Raw genomic sequence first — 16,431 nt, forward strand, 5'->3', positions numbered from 1 at the left:
AATATATTTTAATTCTACTTTCTGGAAAGTGCCCTTTCAGATACCATTACCCAATGCCGACATTAAAAAACGACATGAAGATATCTAAGTACTCAATTTCCATACATAAATATGTTATATTTAATTTAACTGTATCTACAAAATAATCTTCCAGATTATTTTTATTTACTATTTATTCAGTTGTTCAATAAAAAGGCTTTCCGTACTTGGACTTGCATCATTAACAATGTCATTCCATTTTCTGATGCGCTCTCTGTTGCATTCAAATAATTCTTCCCGATATTGATTGATGGCACTAAGGCACACGTTCTCTCAATCTGATGATTTGAAGCTTTTTAATGCCTCGTTCCATTACTTTCAAATTGACCCACAACACGAAACCACACGACCGCACGTAACTGGTCCAGGGCGCTGCGTGTTTCTTCTTTCATTCATAATGGCCTTTTTCCTTGCACGGGGGGCCTGCATGTTCCTGCTCAAACGTTGGTTTCGCCTCTAATTTTCCAGTAATGATACGGCGGTCGCAAAGCTTGGCGCAAGTGGCAGCAGTGGCGTGAGGGTGGCCTGCCAGGCGTGGTACAGGTCGGCCTTGCCTGCATAGACCACGGCGGATGGCCGGTTGTTGCGGTCAAGTTCCTGTATCCAGCCACCCCGTTTGCGGTCGATCATGTAAAGGTCGATATAATCCCATATCGTACGGTACCACTGTTCATATTGCGCGTGCCCGGTGCGCTTGAGCAGGGCGGCGGCGGCGGTCATGGCCTCGGCCTGGCACCAGTGGGGGCGGTTATGCACTACGGGCTGGTGGTTCCAGTCGATGGTATAGACCAGCCCCGGCGCGCCATCCCGCGCCCAGCCGGTTTCCATGCCACGGTGGAACAGGGCCACGGCATCATCCAGCAGCCACGATGGCGCATTGCCCTGCGTGCGCAACAGGGCGGCTTCCAGCTTGAGCAAAAGGTGCGACCATTCCACAAAATGCCCCGGCGTCATGCCATAGGGGCGCAGGGCGTCAGTCGGGGTGTCGCGGTGGTAGTCGGGCAGGCGTGTCCAGCTCCGGTTGTAATGTTCGGGCAGGACATAGTCAGCCTCGCGGGCCAGTGTGTGGATGAAGCGCTCCACCACACGCAGCGCGCGCTGCCGCCATATGGGGTTGTCCGTTACGTCCGCCACCGCCATGCAGGCCTCGACCGAATGCATGTTGGCGTTGGCGCCGCGATAGTTTTCCTCATCCGACCAGTCAGCGGCAAAGCTTTCGCGAAAGACGCCTTCCGCCTCGCTCCAGAAACGCTCTTCCCATACCTTCAATGCCGCATCGAGCAGCGTGCGCCCCTCCGGCACGCCCGCGACGGTTGCGGATGAAGCAGCAAGGGCCACGAAGGCGTGCAGGTACGCCTGCTTGCGGGCATCTTCTGGCTGTGCGCCATCGGTCGGGGGCGTGAGGAACCAGCCATCATGCAGGCGGTCGCGCAGCGGGCCGAGCAGGCTCGCCACGCCATGGGCGGCAAGCGGCCCGCAGCCCGGCAGGCCGCGCCCTGACGCCACGGCATAGACATGGGTCATGCGCGCGCTGAGCGTGGCATCCGCCGTGGCGGGGGGCGACAGGTTGCCGTCATCATCAAGGGCGGCAAACCCCTGCGCCACGCGTGATGGCTTGGAAAAATCAAGCAGGCGCTGGCCCTGCATGTCGAGCCAGCGGCGATGGGGCGAGAGGCGCAACCAGGATGCGGCAGGCAGCATCAGCGCGGGCAGCGGCTCAGCCATTGACGATCATGCCGCCATTGACGTGCAGGGTCTGCCCGGTCACGAACGATGAATCCTGCGCTGCCAGATACACATAGGCTGGCCCCAGTTCGCTGGGCTGGCCCACGCGGCCAAGGGCGGTCTTGTCACCCAGATGGGCGACGGAGTCCGGGTCAACCGGCCCCCAGCTTGCCGGTTGCAGCGGGGTCCAGACCGGGCCGGGAGCCACCGCGTTTACCCTGATGCCCTTTGGCGCAAGCTGTAGGGCCAACGCGCGGGTAAAGCCCATTTCGGCGGCCTTTGTGGTGGTATAGGCCACGAGCGAGGCATTGCCCGCGAAGGCATTGATGGAGGATGTGTTGATGATGGCGCTGTCACGCCCCAGATGTGGCAGGGCGGCGCGGGTGAGGTAGAAATAACCGTTGATGTTCACATCCATGTGGTGCTGCCACATGTCATCGGTAATATCGGTCAGATCCTCGCTGACATACTGCACGCCCGCGTTGTTCACCACGATGTCGAGGCCGCCCAGCGTATCGACGGTCTGCCTGACCGCATCATCACACACGGCGCTGCTCGCCACGTTGCCGCGTATGGCCAGCGCCTGCACGCCCTCGGCCCTGGCCAGGCGCACCGTCTCGTGCGCGTCTTCATCTTCTTCAAGGTAGAGAATGGCAACATCGGCACCCTCGCGGGCAAAATGCAGCACGGCGGCCCGCCCGATTCCGCTATCGCCACCGCTGACCAGGGCGCGGCGTCCCTTCAGCTTGCCGCTGCCGCGATAGCTCTCGCGGATATGCTCGGCCTGCGGGTTCATCAACCGCTCGACGCCGGGCTGGTGGGGCTGGCTCTGGGGGGGAATGGTGGTGGTCATGCACGCGCTCCGTCGTGGTGGAGGAAGGGCAGGGCGATGCCCCGCTCCTGTCCTAACGCATGCACCATGCAGGATGTTGCCTGTCATCTGCCCGCCCCGGCATGGTGCTACCAGCGCCCGCCGGAGCCACCGCGCATGCGCGCGCCATGAGGGCCGTAGCCATCATCGTAATGACCATCCTGCCATTCCCGATGGTGGCGGTGATGATGCCGCCCGTCGGCGCAACTGGTCATGGACAGGGTAAGGGAAAGGATCGCGAGGATCTGTAGGGTCCGGCTCATGGGGATCTCCTGTGACTGCCGGATGGCAACGTGGCAGGAGGCGGAAGGTTTGGGCCGGTGCGAAGGAATATCGGATCAGACCCGCTGTCCTGCATTTCGGCAGACCGACGCAAAACGGGCCTGCCCGGTTTTTCCTGACCCGGCAGGCCCGTCGTGAAGACCTTTTGCCTAAGACACTGTTTGACAACAAATCATTGATAAAAAACAATAAAAGTTTTTGGGTGCCGCCTTTTTGAAAAAAGCTTCACCAAAAAACTTCCTTATGATTTGTAGATGTTTTCCTGGCTGACTTTTCAAGCAGCCTTTAAAGGAAGAAGATCATCGCCGTTGAGAGCGCGAAGGCAATGGCCAGCAGGGCGGGGCCCATGATGTCCCACCAACTGGCATGGCCGGGGTTGTCCGTGCCGGTATGAAAGGCACGACGGAGATGAAGCTGCATTGACGCCTCCTGTGTCCGGGGCATGCGACCGATCAGGCGTTCCTGTCGGGCTGCGTGTTCAGATGAAGATAAAGGACAGCCATAACGCCAGCGTCAGCAGGACCATGCCCAAGCCAACCAGATCCATGACACCGGGGTTTGTGCGGTAACGTGTTCCCATATTCATGGCAACCTCCCTTGCGGGGGGGACATGTCCCACCCGATGAAGGTGAGGTGGGATGCGCCGGGGCTGCCGGAAAGAGGGGCAAGGGCCGGATGACAGGCCCATTCCATCACGTTTGCGGCATCATCTGGTGCAGGCGCGTGGCCTGTGCCCGCCGTCTTTTTTCAACAGGGCGGCGGGTGGGCTGCAAAAGGCCGCGCCCCTGTGGTTCAGGGGCGCATGCGGGTTCAGTTTTTTGCCTGTGCGGCGTCGATCTCAAGGGCGAGCTGCGCCATTTTCAGCGCGCCCGCGCGGCTTGCGGCCCCGCAGATGAAGCGGGCCGGATGGGCGAAGACCGCATCGGCCACGCCTGATACGCTGGCCAGCGTCGCGCCATCAAGGCCACGCCAGGCCTCTGGCAGGGAGACGCGCTGGCCAAAATCACCGCGCACGGGCGGGATGGCCTTGACGTTCCAGCGATCGGGCGCGGCGGGGGAAACCACATAGACCACCGGCAGGTCGTGGTCGAAAATGACCTTTTCGGTCGGCATGCCGGTTTCCATGAGCAGGATGCGCTTGTCTTCCGCCTGCGCATAGGCGGCCAGCACGCGGCTTTCCGCCTTGAGGCTGGCGCGCACGCGGTCGATCATGTTGACGAGATGCCCCGCCACTGCCACCGCGGCGTTGGCGAAGCCTTCGGTCTCGCGCGTTTTGGCTGCATCGGGGCCGTACTGCTCCACCGTGTCCCATGTGGGGCGGCAGGCGGAGACGATATCGGCCAGCGAGAGCTTGCCCATCTTGGTCACGCCATTATCATCAAGGTCGATGGGCAGCACGAGCGAGCGGTCAAGGCTCAGCCAGATGGCGGCAACCTCGGGTTCCGGCGCCGGGTTTTTCAGGATGCTGCGGATCGCGGCCATGCCGTAATCCTTCCACAACAGCCCGGCAGCGCTATAGGGCGTGCCATCCTCGCGCAGGGGCTTTTCCTTCATGTGGTGGTCATAGCGGCCCGTGGCGGGGTCGTACCTGCCGCCCACGTCAAAGACGATGTCGGCTGCGGCAATGCGCTCGGGCGAGCGGGTGCGCGCAAACGCCAGCCGTCCGTCCGGGCCGGTGCCCATCACGCGCCCGCGCAGGTCACCATCGGGGGCCAGCGCGTAATGCAGGATCACATAGCCCAGCGTCTCATCAAGGTGGAAGTTACCTGAATGTGTCACCGCGCTGACGGGAGCGGTGGGGTTTTCAAGACCGATGGGCGTATGTTCTGACATAAGGCGACCTGCTGCGGGCAAAAGTGAATTTGATAGTGTCGTCATGCCGCAAACCCCCCGGCAAGACAATGGGCAGTTTCAGGTGCCGGGCAGGGGGTGCCAGCCATCGGGCTGCCTTCCAAACAGCGGAATATGGCCCAGCGCGTGCACCGGTGGCACGGTATTGGGGCAGGCTGCCGCCAGCGCCGCCCGCCAGGCCCAGCCTTCGGTCAGCACGGCTGTAATGGCCACGACGCATGCGCCCGCGCGCTCGAGCAGGTGCACGGCAGCCGCCGCCGTACGCCCGGTGTTGAGCACATCATCAATCACCACCACGCGCCTGCCTCGCACGCGGTCCACCAGCGCGGGGTCCAGGTAAAGATGCTTGGTCTGGTCAGGGCTGGTTGATGAGGTCAGCGGAATGGCAAGGGTGTCATCGTACCAGAATTTGCGTGAGTGCCCCAGCGCCACATAGTCATTCAGTCCAAGCTTTTCCGCCACGGGCCGGGCATAGGCCAGCCCCATGGTGGGCACGCCAACGATCGCCTCGGGCGCAAGCGGGCTGACCATTTCAGCCAGCAGGCGGATGAGCTGGCGCTCGACGGTAAAACTGGTCTGGTTGGCCATGAGCAGGGCAATGGCCTGCGTGCCGCCGGGCAGGGGCCGCAGCGGCAGGGTCAAGGTAGAGCCATCATGCAGCCGCACCGGATAGGATTGACTATGAGGCGAAGCAGCAGCGGGCGCGCCATCAGGCGACCATGTGGCGTGGTAGGCGGAAAGGGTCACGGATCAATCGGTCCCGGTTATGGCGTGTGTCAGGTCAGGGCGCGCGGTGTTGCGCGCCCTGACCTGCATGATACACACCCCTGGCGGTTCAGGCGATGGTATCGACCAGAATGATTTCGGCATCCTCCAGCGCGCGCACATGCACGGTCTCGATGTCGGACAGGGCCGCGCCGTCACGCTCGCTGACCCGCACGCCGTCTATTTCCACCGCGCCGCGCGCAGGCACGAGGTAGCCCAGCCGATCGGCACCCAGCCTGTAGGTGGCTGTCTGCCCCTTGGCCAGGGTGGCCCCGAGCACGCGGGCATCGGCGTTGATGGGCAGGGCGTCGTCATCACCCGCCCGCCCCGAGGCCAGCACCACGAACTGCCCGGCACGCTCATTGCGCGGGAAGGCGCGCGTGCCCCATGAGGGGGCATGGCCCGCGCGGTCGGGCATGATCCAGATCTGGAACAGGCGCGTGGCGACAGTGTCGCGGTTGTATTCGCTGTGGCGGATGCCGGTTCCAGCCGACATCACCTGCACGTCGCCCGCCTCGGTGCGCCCGGTATTGCCCAGGCTGTCGGTGTGGGTAATGGCGCCTTCGCGCACGAAGGTGATGATTTCCATATCCCGGTGCGGATGGGTGCCAAAGCCGGTGCCGGGTGCGATCATGTCATCATTCCATACCCGCAGCGCGCCCCAGTGCATGCGGGCGGGATCATGATACCCCGCAAACGAGAAATGATGCCGTGCATCGAGCCAGCCATGGTCGGCGTGGCCCAGTTGGCCAAAGGGTCGGACTTCGATCATCGGGTTTCTTCCTTTCTGTTGCCCTCATGGTATTCGGACCGGGCCTGGTGTTTATATGGAAATGAATGAAACCTTTCATTTCCCATTTTTACATCATCAGCGCATGTCAGGGCGGGGTAGAGACAGGAGCACGCAGATAGGCTAGGGAAACACATGGCACGCACCCTTTTCCGAGTTTGCCGATGAGACTGCCGGATTTCGAGGCCTGGGCCATTTTTGCAAAAGTGGCGGAACGCGGCTCGTTTGCCCGCGCGGCGGAGGACATACAGCTCTCCAAGCCCACCGTATCAAAGGCCATCAGCCGGCTTGAGCAGTCGCTTGGCGTGGCCCTGTTCAACCGCAATTCGCGCCAGATGTCGCTAACCGAAACCGGGCGCCTGCTGCTGGGCCATGCCAACACCATCGTGGCCGAAGCCGAGGCCGCCGAGACACAGGCCCGTGGCGGCACGCGCGTGCCTTCGGGGCTAATTCGCATGGCGGCCCCCATGACCTTTGGCATACAGCACCTTGCCCCCGTGCTGCCCGAATTCCTGCAGCGCTACCCTGAAATCGACCTCACCATCGATTACAGCGATGCGCTGGTCGATCTGGTGGCGGGTGGCTACGACCTGGCGCTGCGGATTGCGGCGCTGGCCGACTCATCGCTGCGTGCCCGGCGGCTGTGCAGCGTGCGGCTGGCGCTGGTGTGCACGCCCGCCTATCTGGCGCGGATTGGCGCGCCCGATGACCCGCATGCGCTCGAGGGGCACAAGAGCTTTGTCTATACCAATACCGCCGCCCCCGGCATGATCCGCCTGCACCATGAAGGCGATGGGCGGGAGTTCGTGCTCTCGCAAACGGCGCGGCTGAGGGCTGATAATGCCGGGGGCTTCCTGCCAGCACTCGAGGCCGGGCTGGGGTTCGGCCTATTCCCCGAATTCATGGTGTGGGAGGGGCTGAAGGCAGGCCGCTTAGTGCGCATGCTGCCTGGCTGGGAAGTACTGCCGGTGGGCCTGTACCTGATTACGCCCGCAAGCGGGCTGCGGCCCATCCGGGTCAATGCATTTATTGATTATCTGGTGGGCGCTTTTGGCCAGCCGCCCTGGGCCCGGCAGGGGGACTGCGCTTAGGCGGCAGGGGTTCCCCCCGGCGCTACGGGCCGGGGGAGGTCAGGTCAGGCGGAAAGCTTGCGTGCAAGTCCTGCCACGTGCTGGCCAAGAAAATGCGCGCCATCAAGCTCGGTGGGGCTGGGCTGGCGCGAGCCGTCGCCTGCCGCGATGGTGGTCGCACCATAAGGCGCGCCCCCGGTCACTTCATCCACCCGGGTCTGGCCCTGAAAGCTGTAGGGCAGGCCGGTAATGACCATGCCATGATGCAAAAGGTTCGTTATCAGCGAAAACAGCGTGGTTTCCTGCCCGCCATGCTGCGATGCGGTGGAGGTGAACACCGCGCCCACCTTGCCGACTAGCGCGCCCTTGAGCCACAGGCCACCGGTCTGGTCCCAGAAATTGGCCATCTGCGAAGGCAGGCGGCCAAAGCGGGTGGGCGCGCCCACGATGATCGCATCATATTCCGGCAGTTCCGCCGTGGTGGCCAGCGGGGCGGCCTGCTCGGTCTTGAAATGATGGTTTCTGGCAACATCCTCGGGCACGAGTTCAGGCACGCGCTTGACCACGGCCTCCAGCCCGGCCTCGCGCACGCCTTCGGCCACGGCATGGGCCATCGTTTCCACGTGGCCGTAGGATGAGTAATACAGTACGAGAACCTTGGGCATCGTCATGACCTTCCGCTATGTTGCACGTAGCACTACCGGATCAGCCCGGCAGAAGCCTCAACAATACGGCCCTGTGGGCCTGCCGATACGCCAAAATTGGAAACGCTTCATTTCCGGGGAGTGAAGGTTGCCGTTAGGCAGAACTCTATTTTTCAATAAGAAACTGACAATAAACAATAAAATTTTATGAGGGCAGAGGCAGGAACATCGTGGCCATGACCCCGTCCGCACGCCACTGCATGTCGAACGTGCCCGCGCAGGCCTTGACGATGCGGCTGATCAGGCGCAGGCCCTGCCCGCGCGCGCCGGGTGTTGCCAGGGTGGGCAGGGCTGCATCTTCCACCCACTCCAGCCGCACCGCGCCTGGCTTGCCCCGCCAGTGCAGGCTGATGCGCCCGCCCGTGCTGACCGCGCCGTATTTGGCTGAATTGACACATAATTCCCCAACCACCAGCGCCACGGCATCGGCCGTGCGCCGGTCAAGGGTGAGACCGGGGGGAATATCCAGCGTAAAACAGTTCTCTGTTGCACCGCAGAAGGGGGTGACCAGCACCTCGATCAGTTCCCGCAGGTCGGCTGCCGTCGTGTCATCATCAAACAGGGACTGCGCGCGGGCCAGCGCCATGATGCGCTGCTCCATATCCGCCACGAAGTCACCAAGCCGGGGGTCATTGCCGGCAAAGCGGCGCAGCAGGCTGCACACGATGGTATAGCTGTTGCGCAGGCGGTGGCGCATCTCCCCGATCATGACCCGCAGGGCTTCGCGGTCGTTCTCGGCCTGGGTCACATCGCGCGATATGCTCAGAAAGCCGATTGGCCTGCCGCCATCATCACATACCTGCGTTATGCTGACTTCCCACCAGCGCGGGTCTTTCTTGGCCGTGGGGCACGCCCCGCGAAAACGGGCGGTCTCGCCTAGCCGGGCGGAGCGGAAGGCGCTGTCTATATCGGCCTGGAGCGCATCGGGCCATAGGCTGGCCCATTGCATGCCTGCAACCTGCGTAAAGGAATCAATCTCCATGGCGCACAGGCCATTGGCATTCATCCAGATCAGGTTGCCATTGCAGTCAAGCAGTTTGACGCAGTCCGTGCTCTGTTCAAGAACGCGAGCCAGATCCGTAGCCGTAAGCGAAGCGCGTGTTAACATTACCGTACGCTACAGCAAAAAAATCAGCGGCGGAAGGCACGCCACCGGGGAAACGGTTTTTACATGGGCCTGTTCATGGAAGTGACTTCCGGCCCCGCGGGCTTTATAGAAAGGGGCAACACGGGGCCGGGCGTGGGTGGCACGCACCATCAGGGTTTCTGGCCTTCATCTGGCCCGGTCGGATACGGCCCCGGCACCCATACGGATACAGGCGGAATCATGCGATCGATTATAGAACACGTCCGGCAGATCAACGCGGAGCGCACACTGGTCATGAATCTGTGCGCCTGCCTGTGCGTTGTGGTCATGCTGGGACTTGCCAATCTGGTCTGTCACTACGTGCTGCATACGGACATGTCCTTCCTCATGCCCTGGATGCTGGCGGCCACGGCGCTGTATTTCTTCATACCCGCGCTGGTGTTGTGGATTGCAACGGGCAACCCCTCGGGCAAGTAAGGATGGAGGGCGGCACGCCGGTGCAGGCTCAGGGCCGGGGCATGAGGGTCCACACGCTTTCCCAGGCCGGGCAGGCGCCTTTCAGGCCGCCGGGCACGGCGTGCCGGGCCACGCGGGTTGGCAGGAATGTCGTGGCGTAATACTGGCGCACCATCGTTTCATCCACCGCGAAGGGTGGGCCGGCCCGGCATGATGGATCATATTCCAGGCAGATGAGCAATTGCGGCGCGGCATGGGTCAGGGCAACGAGGTGTCGGGCATAGGCCACCCGCATGGGAGCGGGCAGGGCAATCAGCGCTGCACGGTCATAGACGGCGTCCACCGCCCCAAGCCGTGCCGGGGCGAGGTCAAGGATATTGCCAACAAAAACGCAGAGTTTGCCCGCCTCGAAGCGCTCAAGTGCACCAAGGGGCGTGACATGAGGCTCCAGGTCAAGTGCCGCAAAAAGGCGTGTGACGGCAATACGGCTGAGTTCGCAGCCCACCACCGCGTAGCCCTGTGCCAGAAGCCAGTGAATATCGAGGCTCATGCCGCACAGGGGCACGAAAACCCGCGCGCCCGCAGGCAGGTGCAGGGCGGGCAGGTAGCGGGTCAGCAGGGCGTTGGGGCGGGGTTCATGAAAGCCGGTCTCGCCGCGTTCCCACTTCGCCTGCCAGAAAGCTTCGTCCATCATATGCGCCTTTGTGCCAGCAATAATGCTGCCTGTGGTAGCGCGTTCCCTCCGGCGTGAACAGGCAGGCCCTGCCTTATTGCCACGCGCCTGCCTGTGTCATGCATTCTGCAAAAAAGTTGCGGTGCGAGGCCTGGCTGACCCCGATGGTCGTTGCCGTATAGTCACTGCCGAGCGAACGGCCCTCGCATCCGGCCTCGATGTTACGGTAACGGCTGCTATCGGTCGGGATGGCGGCACGATGCCCCGTCACGTAGCCATAGACTGAATTGACATGGTTATGGGCGCGCAGGTGCGCGGGCAGGCCGATATGATAGCTGTGGCTGGCCGCGGGCCGGGGCAGGGCGGCGAGCATCGTGACGGACAGCGCCACGACGGTGATCCTTTTGAGCATGAGCAATACCTCGCGTGGGTTTGCAGCACTTGTAAGGAAGTAATGTTACGGCATTATATGCATATAGCGCTTTTTTGTTTCAAATGGATTATATATTATTCATCTTGTAGCAATAAAAGCCGGTTCTACCAGCCCATGTTACCCGGTCCGCCCCAGCCACCGCCCAGACTGCCCCATTCGCCCTGCGGGCCGCCATTGCCGTGATCCGATGCCGCGCGCGCATTGTCATCAAGGCGCGGATTGTTGTCCGCGCAGGCGCTCAGTGCGGCAATACAGGCAAGGAGCAGGAAAAAGCGCGGGACCAGACGCATGGCAGCCGCTACCGGCTTTTCCCACGCATCGGACGCAACCGGGGGGTGCGGCCCCGGCCCAGGTGGATGGCCGGGCAAGCCGGGACCGCGGGCGCCATCATACGTCATGCCTGTGCGGCACTGTGTGAATAAACCTGACCAAACGTAACAGACCGCAGGCCCTGTCATCATGACAGCACGCAATCCATTCTGGCGGCGACAAGCGCAAATTGCGCGGGTGCATAGACGCTCACCCCGTGCTGGCGCAGGAGGGCTGCGGTGACTCCCGTCCCGGCATGGCGCGTGCCGCTGAATGTACCGTCATAAATAAAGCTGCTGCCACATGAAGGGCTGCCATCCATCAGCAGCGCGAGGGCGCAGTGATGCTTCCGGGCCAGGGCCAGTGCCAGATGGGCACCCGCCACGAACGCGGCTGATACATCCTGCCCTGTCGCTTCATGAACCTGGCCCAGGCCGTCCAGCACGGCGGCACCATCGCGGCCCTGCACAATTTCAGCCGGTGCACGGGGGGTTGTGAGGCCAGCCTGCGTTTCAGGACAGCAGACAATTACACGCCCTTCCGCCCGCCATCGCGCCAGACCATGCTCCATCAGGGGGCGGGCCGAGCCATCATACCGCACGGGCAGGCCCGCCAGGCAGCCACTGATCAGCAGGTTGGGTTTCATGCGGCCCACCCTGCCACGAACGGGCGGCAAGGAAAACCGCCATGGGGCACACGGGCAGGGGCGGGGTGGAAAAACAGAAACGGCAGGAGCCGAAACTCCCGCCGCATGGTCTTTCTTCATCACGGATGTGTCGACCAACACATACAGACTAGTCTATGGTTGTTATGACATGATGTCATATGAAAAAAATGCAGCCCTACCATCCGTTAAAGCATTGTTGAAAAAGCACATCCTTGTCGCGCAGCGCATATGGTTTCGATGCCGGAACATATACTTTGCGGATGCAGCCTTTAAGCTGATAAGATGGCCCTGCCTGCGCGGGGCAATCAATGCGGACAGGGCAGCAACATCATATGACGGATGGCAACATGATATTCTGGTATCGATCTGCCCCCGATCAAGAGAATATCAGGCAAGAAATGCTGGCAAATCAAGGCGTGAGGGTGCACACGCATATCACGAAGCAAGAATTCCTGGCTCGAAGGAACAATGACGCGTGACCCAATGGAATGTGATTTATCAGATTTCCATCGTAATCCGTAACGGCATCCTGCTGTGTTTTTTAACATGGGCGGTGATGCGGCTGGCCATGTGGGCGATCGAATTCCTGTTCGGCTCGGGTGGTGAGGAATAATGGTCGTGCCCCTGCTTCTTGACCGGGGCAGGAGCAGCACGGATGATGGCCCGCATATTGCCACCAGGGATTGACCGGGCATGCAGTGGAACACGCTTCTCAGAACCGAACGCCTCAACGACCCTGACTACAGGCAGGAAAAGCACCGCCCCGCCTATATGCAGGACATGGACCGCATCCTGTTCTCGCCGCCTTTCCGCAGGCTGGCGAACAAGACCCAGGTTCACCCGCTTTATGATAATGACCATGTGCATCATCGCCTGATCCACAGCCTTGAGGCCGCGACCGTGGGGCACTCGCTGGGCACCGAAGTGGGGTCATGGCTGGCCGATGACCTCAAGGCCCTCACGGCCGATCAGGTCAAGGTCGTGGCGGGCCTCGTGCAGACGGCGTGCATGGCGCATGATATCGGCAACCCGCCTTTTGGCCATTCCGGGGAAGAAGCCATCGGGTCATGGTTCAAGGAAAAATTTGCCGCAGATCGCGATATCATGGGCGATATCCCACCCGCGCAGCGTGTTGAATTCAATGCCTTTGAGGGAAATGCGCAGGGTTTTCGCATCCTTACCCGCACCGAGATGTACAGGAACAGGGGCGGCATGCGGCTTGCGCTCGGCTCGCTTGGGGCTTTTACCAAATATCCGGTTTCAGCGCCCGTGCGGCTTAAGGCGGGGGCTGAGGGAGTGGTGGAAGGCACGCCCTATATCGGCCTCAAGAAATATGGATTTTTCGAGAATGACGTGCCCACCTTCGCGCATGTCGCAACTGAACTTGGCCTGCGGCGCACGGATGTGCGCGACGGCAGCGGGCAGGTCATCGGCTCATGGTGGCGGCGGCACCCGCTGGCCTTCCTGATGGAGGCGGCGGACGATATCTGCTACAATATCATGGACCTTGAAGATGCCTTCCTCTCGGAAGATATAAGCTTCGAGGTGGCAACCCGCCTGCTTGGCGCGCTCACCACGCGCTCGGGCAAGGAATACCCTGAACGCAGCCGTGCCGATATCGTGTCCATCTATCGCGCCAAGGCCATCAGCGGCGCGATTGCCGCCTGCGTGGACGCCTTTCGTGAGAATTACGCGGCCATCATGGATGGCACTTTCCCGCGCTCACTGGTCGAGGCCTCGCGGCTCGGGGTGGAATTCCAGGACATAAGGCAGGTGTCGCGGACCGAGATTTTCAACGCGGCGCGCAAGACGGAACTCGAGGTTTACGGGCGCAATGTCGTCTACCGCATTCTTGATGGCCTGCTGCCACTTTTCAATGAACTGCGCGCCGTGGAATGGGACTGCACCCGGCTGAGTGCCTATCATGCGCAACTGGTGCGCGCCCTGCGGTTGCCGGTCGCCCATGTCACCAACGCCTATGACGCGCTCCATGCGCTGACCGATTTCGTATCGGGCATGACGGATCGCTATGCCGTGAAAGTGGCGGACATGATCGGGCGGCGCTAGGCTGACTGGCGTGGCAGGGCATTGGCAAAGCCTGCGCGCATGATCTGAGGGGAACCAATCACGCTTTGACACTGTTCTGCAGGCAGGGAAGAGGGGCTGACGGGTTGATCCGGTTGCTGCGTTTTCCTGTTTTTCGGGAATACGGAGCGTGCATGCATGAGTTTTCCCTTTGAGGCCCTTGAGGCCTGCCGCGCCGAACTCGAGGCGGAAGCCAGCACGAATGACGCGCAGGCGATTTTCCCCACGCATGGGCTGGCGCGGCTGCAAGCGCTTGGCGTCCTTTCAGCAGCGCTGCCATTGGCACTGGGTGGTGCATGGCCCGATGCAACGCCTGCGGCCGCCACCGGCCTGCTGCGCCTGTTGCGTTTGGTGGGGCAGGGCAGCCTGGCGCTTGGCCGGGTGGTGGAGGGGCATGTCAACGCGCTGCGCCTTGTCAGCCGTTATGGCTCTGAGGCCCAATGCGCCGCTGTTGCAGCCGATGTGCGCGGCGGCGGCCTGCTTGGCGTGTGGGTGACGGATGGCGCGCATCCCCTGCAACTTGAACAGACAGCGCAGGGCCTGACCTTGCGGGGGCAGAAAGCCTTTGCCTCCGGCGCGGGGCATGTGACACCGGCGCTGGTTACAGCCCGCACGCAGGCGGATACGACGGTGATGCTGCGTGTTGCTGTAGGGCAGGGCTGTGTCATTCATCCTTCTGTTGGCGGGCTGTGCGGCATGCGGGGGGCAGGCACGGGGCAGTGCGATTTCGTGGGTCTGGCCGTCACCCCGGAGAACCTGATCGGGCAGGATGGGGACTATCTGCGCCAGCCGGAATTTTCAGCCGGGGCCTGGCGGGCCATGGCCGTGGCTCTTGGCGGGATTGAACGGCTCACTACCGTGCTGCGCGCGCAGCTTGCCGCGCGGGGGCGGGCGCAGGCCCCGGCCCAGCTCGCGCGCATTGGCCGGGCGCTGATTGCTGCCCAGACCGCCATGGACTGGACACGCAGGGCCGCTGTGGTCGCCACCATGCAGGACCGCTACGAGGCGGGTGATGTCACCGCCACCGTCAATCTGGCGCGTATTGCGGTAGAACGGGCGGGGCTGGAGGTGATCGAACTGGCCCAGCGCGGTCTGGGGCTTTCGGCCTTCATCAGGACAAACGTGGCGGAACGGCTGACCCGCGACCTGGCCACCTATCTGCGCCAGCCCGCCCCGGATGAAACATTATGCGAGGCGGCTGCATGGTTCACGCAGCGCGACTTGCCACCCACGGAGGCATGTGCATGAAAGCCGCCAGCGTGCACGCGGCGTGGCGCAACCTGCCGCTGGTCCCGCTGGCCGCCATCGCGCCCGGCACGGCACTGATCCTGGCCCCGCATGCCGATGATGAAAGCCTGGGCTGTGGGGGACTGATTGCCGCAAGTTGCCGGGCCGGGCGGCCGCCTATTGTCGTTATCGTGACCGATGGCGCGGCCTCGCACCCCCATTCACGCCAATGGCCTGCAGTAAGGCTGCGCCAACAGCGGCGGCAGGAGGCCCTGCGCGCGTTGGCCTGCCTGGGGCTGGAGCCGGAGCGCGTGGTGTTTCTCAACCAGCCCGATGCCTCCACCGCGCATGAGGGGCCGGTTTTTGACCATCTCGTGCGGGAGCTGGCCCTTCTGGCTGCACGGCATGGGTGCAGCACGGTTTTTGCGCCATCGCCGCTTGATCCGCATTGCGATCATGAAGCCGTATGGAAAATGGGCCTTGCCCTGCACCACCGTCATGCCCTGCCGCTGCTGGCCTATCCGGTCTGGGGCTGGCTTGTGGCGGCAGAGACGGCGCTTGACCTTGGCCCGCCCGTGGGGGTGCGGCTGGACATTACGCCCTACCGCGCGCTCAAGGCCCGTGCCGTCAGCGCGCATGAAAGCCAGTATGGCGGCCTGATTACCGATGACCCCACCGGCTTCAGCCTGCCTGCCAGCCTGCTGGCGGCGCTGATAACGGATTTTGAAGTTTTTCTTGCGCCATGAGCGGGGCAAGCTGGCCGCGTGCCGTGTTCGAGCGCATTCATGCAGATAGCGCCGACCCGTGGGGCGTGGGAAGCCGCCCGTATGAGCGTGATAAATACCGCCGCACCCTTGCGCTGCTGGCGGGCCTGCGGTTCCATCATGCGCTGGAACTCGGGTGTTCCATTGGCGTCATGACCGCCTGCCTGGCACGGCAGTGCGATCACCTGCTGGCCGTGGATGTGGCCGAAGCCGCCCTTGCGCAGGCACGGCACCGCTGCGCGAACCTGAAAGGGGTGAGGTTTTATCGCGGGCAGTTGCCTGATGACTTTCCTGAACTACCAGCAGCGTCGTGTGACCTGATCATTATTTCAGAACTGCTGTATTTCCTTTCACGCGCCGATATTGCGCGGCTTGCGACCCATTGCCTGCGTGTGCGGCAGCCCCGAGCACCAATCGTGCTGGTCAACTGGACCGGGCCGACCGACACGCCATGCAATGGCAACGAAGCCGCCCGGCGCTTCATAGCGACCTGCCTTGCCGCCGGGCTGCATGTGACGCATGCCCAACATCATGCGCATTACCGGTTGGACATGCTGGGCCATGTGGCAAAAGCGGCTAATCAATAAAACAGAAGTTTTTTGATGAAGCGTTTTTTAAAAAAGCTTCAAGGAA

General features: G+C 62.3%; 21 protein-coding genes. 8 read left to right on the forward strand and 13 right to left on the reverse strand.

All coding sequences use genetic code 11. The annotated features are described in order from the left end of the window. Positions 1 to 495 precede the first annotated feature (495 nt). The 7 genes from GXY01S_RS08165 to GXY01S_RS08185 form a co-directional block, all read right to left on the reverse strand. Complete coding sequence (locus GXY01S_RS08165; protein ID WP_061273965.1) at positions 496 to 1,764, reverse strand: AGE family epimerase/isomerase; 1,269 nt, start codon at positions 1,762 to 1,764, stop codon at positions 496 to 498. Next, positions 1,757 to 2,617 (reverse strand): SDR family oxidoreductase, encoded by an 861-nt coding sequence (locus tag GXY01S_RS08170; protein WP_061273967.1) that lies wholly within the window; start codon positions 2,615 to 2,617, stop codon positions 1,757 to 1,759. The genes GXY01S_RS08165 and GXY01S_RS08170 overlap by 8 nt, the downstream gene beginning before the upstream one ends. Positions 2,618 to 2,724: 107 nt before the next feature. Further along, entirely contained in the window at positions 2,725 to 2,898 is a 174-nt protein-coding gene (locus GXY01S_RS18060; protein WP_156470296.1) for a hypothetical protein, read from the reverse strand. A gap of 304 nt (positions 2,899 to 3,202) precedes the next feature. Beyond that, positions 3,203 to 3,337 (reverse strand): hypothetical protein, encoded by a 135-nt coding sequence (locus tag GXY01S_RS18905; RefSeq protein ID WP_255210392.1) that lies wholly within the window; start codon positions 3,335 to 3,337, stop codon positions 3,203 to 3,205. 390 nt (positions 3,338 to 3,727) lie between these two features. Further along, positions 3,728 to 4,750 carry an MYG1 family protein gene (locus GXY01S_RS08175; RefSeq protein ID WP_061273969.1) on the reverse strand — a complete coding sequence of 341 codons (1,023 nt, stop codon included), beginning with the start codon at positions 4,748 to 4,750 and terminating at the stop codon, positions 3,728 to 3,730. Positions 4,751 to 4,828: 78 nt separating this feature from the next. Further along, entirely contained in the window at positions 4,829 to 5,515 is a 687-nt protein-coding gene (locus GXY01S_RS08180; RefSeq protein ID WP_082770786.1) for a phosphoribosyltransferase, read from the reverse strand. Between the two features lie 88 nt (positions 5,516 to 5,603). Further along, the gene (locus tag GXY01S_RS08185; RefSeq protein ID WP_061273972.1) at positions 5,604 to 6,305 is read right to left on the reverse strand and encodes a pirin family protein; all 702 of its coding nucleotides are present in this window, start codon (positions 6,303 to 6,305) and stop codon (positions 5,604 to 5,606) included. A gap of 182 nt (positions 6,306 to 6,487) precedes the next feature. Between GXY01S_RS08185 and GXY01S_RS08190 the strand changes: the two genes are divergently transcribed. Then, on the forward strand, positions 6,488 to 7,414 hold the full coding sequence (locus tag GXY01S_RS08190) for a LysR family transcriptional regulator (protein ID WP_061273974.1): 927 nt from the start codon (positions 6,488 to 6,490) through the stop codon (positions 7,412 to 7,414). 44 nt (positions 7,415 to 7,458) lie between these two features. Here the strand turns inward: GXY01S_RS08190 and wrbA are convergent, their stop codons facing one another. After that, entirely contained in the window at positions 7,459 to 8,058 is a 600-nt protein-coding gene (gene wrbA / locus GXY01S_RS08195) for an NAD(P)H:quinone oxidoreductase (RefSeq protein WP_061273976.1), read from the reverse strand. Positions 8,059 to 8,242: 184 nt separating this feature from the next. Beyond that, positions 8,243 to 9,205: a sensor histidine kinase gene (locus tag GXY01S_RS08200; protein ID WP_082770787.1), complete on the reverse strand. Its 963-nt coding sequence runs from the start codon at positions 9,203 to 9,205 to the stop codon at positions 8,243 to 8,245. Positions 9,206 to 9,424: 219 nt separating this feature from the next. Here GXY01S_RS08200 and GXY01S_RS08205 point away from each other — a divergent pair, with 219 nt between their 5' ends. Beyond that, positions 9,425 to 9,661 carry a hypothetical protein gene (locus GXY01S_RS08205; protein WP_061274093.1) on the forward strand — a complete coding sequence of 79 codons (237 nt, stop codon included), beginning with the start codon at positions 9,425 to 9,427 and terminating at the stop codon, positions 9,659 to 9,661. A gap of 28 nt (positions 9,662 to 9,689) precedes the next feature. Here GXY01S_RS08205 and tmpT read toward each other — a convergent pair whose 3' ends face one another. The 4 genes from tmpT to GXY01S_RS08225 form a co-directional block, all read right to left on the reverse strand. Then, a complete protein-coding gene (tmpT, locus tag GXY01S_RS08210) occupies positions 9,690 to 10,331 on the reverse strand; it encodes a thiopurine S-methyltransferase (protein ID WP_061274095.1) in 642 nt (213 codons plus the stop codon). Between the two features lie 76 nt (positions 10,332 to 10,407). Further along, entirely contained in the window at positions 10,408 to 10,725 is a 318-nt protein-coding gene (locus GXY01S_RS08215; RefSeq protein WP_061273980.1) for a hypothetical protein, read from the reverse strand. Positions 10,726 to 10,850: 125 nt separating this feature from the next. Further along, complete coding sequence (locus GXY01S_RS08220) at positions 10,851 to 11,036, reverse strand: hypothetical protein (protein WP_061274097.1); 186 nt, start codon at positions 11,034 to 11,036, stop codon at positions 10,851 to 10,853. Between the two features lie 167 nt (positions 11,037 to 11,203). Continuing rightward, the gene (locus tag GXY01S_RS08225) at positions 11,204 to 11,701 is read right to left on the reverse strand and encodes a DUF523 domain-containing protein (RefSeq protein WP_061273981.1); all 498 of its coding nucleotides are present in this window, start codon (positions 11,699 to 11,701) and stop codon (positions 11,204 to 11,206) included. Here GXY01S_RS08225 and GXY01S_RS18065 point away from each other — a divergent pair. From GXY01S_RS18065 to GXY01S_RS08245, 6 genes are all read left to right on the forward strand, one after another. Further along, positions 11,700 to 12,194: a hypothetical protein gene (locus GXY01S_RS18065; RefSeq protein ID WP_129551216.1), complete on the forward strand. Its 495-nt coding sequence runs from the start codon at positions 11,700 to 11,702 to the stop codon at positions 12,192 to 12,194. The genes GXY01S_RS08225 and GXY01S_RS18065 overlap by 2 nt on opposite strands. 3 nt (positions 12,195 to 12,197) lie before the next feature. After that, a complete protein-coding gene (locus GXY01S_RS18070) occupies positions 12,198 to 12,335 on the forward strand; it encodes a hypothetical protein (RefSeq protein WP_156470297.1) in 138 nt (45 codons plus the stop codon). A gap of 80 nt (positions 12,336 to 12,415) precedes the next feature. Beyond that, the gene (gene dgt / locus GXY01S_RS08230; protein WP_061273983.1) at positions 12,416 to 13,789 is read left to right on the forward strand and encodes a dGTP triphosphohydrolase; all 1,374 of its coding nucleotides are present in this window, start codon (positions 12,416 to 12,418) and stop codon (positions 13,787 to 13,789) included. 156 nt (positions 13,790 to 13,945) lie between these two features. Beyond that, positions 13,946 to 15,055 carry an acyl-CoA dehydrogenase family protein gene (locus GXY01S_RS08235; RefSeq protein ID WP_061273985.1) on the forward strand — a complete coding sequence of 370 codons (1,110 nt, stop codon included), beginning with the start codon at positions 13,946 to 13,948 and terminating at the stop codon, positions 15,053 to 15,055. Then, on the forward strand, positions 15,052 to 15,780 hold the full coding sequence (locus tag GXY01S_RS08240) for a PIG-L deacetylase family protein (RefSeq protein ID WP_061274099.1): 729 nt from the start codon (positions 15,052 to 15,054) through the stop codon (positions 15,778 to 15,780). The genes GXY01S_RS08235 and GXY01S_RS08240 overlap by 4 nt, the downstream gene beginning before the upstream one ends. Beyond that, entirely contained in the window at positions 15,777 to 16,385 is a 609-nt protein-coding gene (locus GXY01S_RS08245; RefSeq protein ID WP_061273987.1) for a class I SAM-dependent DNA methyltransferase, read from the forward strand. Before GXY01S_RS08240 ends, GXY01S_RS08245 begins: the two co-directional genes overlap by 4 nt. The last annotated feature ends 46 nt before the right edge of the window (positions 16,386 to 16,431 follow it).

Origin of the sequence: Komagataeibacter xylinus NBRC 15237 (assembly GCF_001571345.1) — a bacterium.
Lineage (GTDB): Bacteria > Pseudomonadota > Alphaproteobacteria > Acetobacterales > Acetobacteraceae > Komagataeibacter > Komagataeibacter xylinus.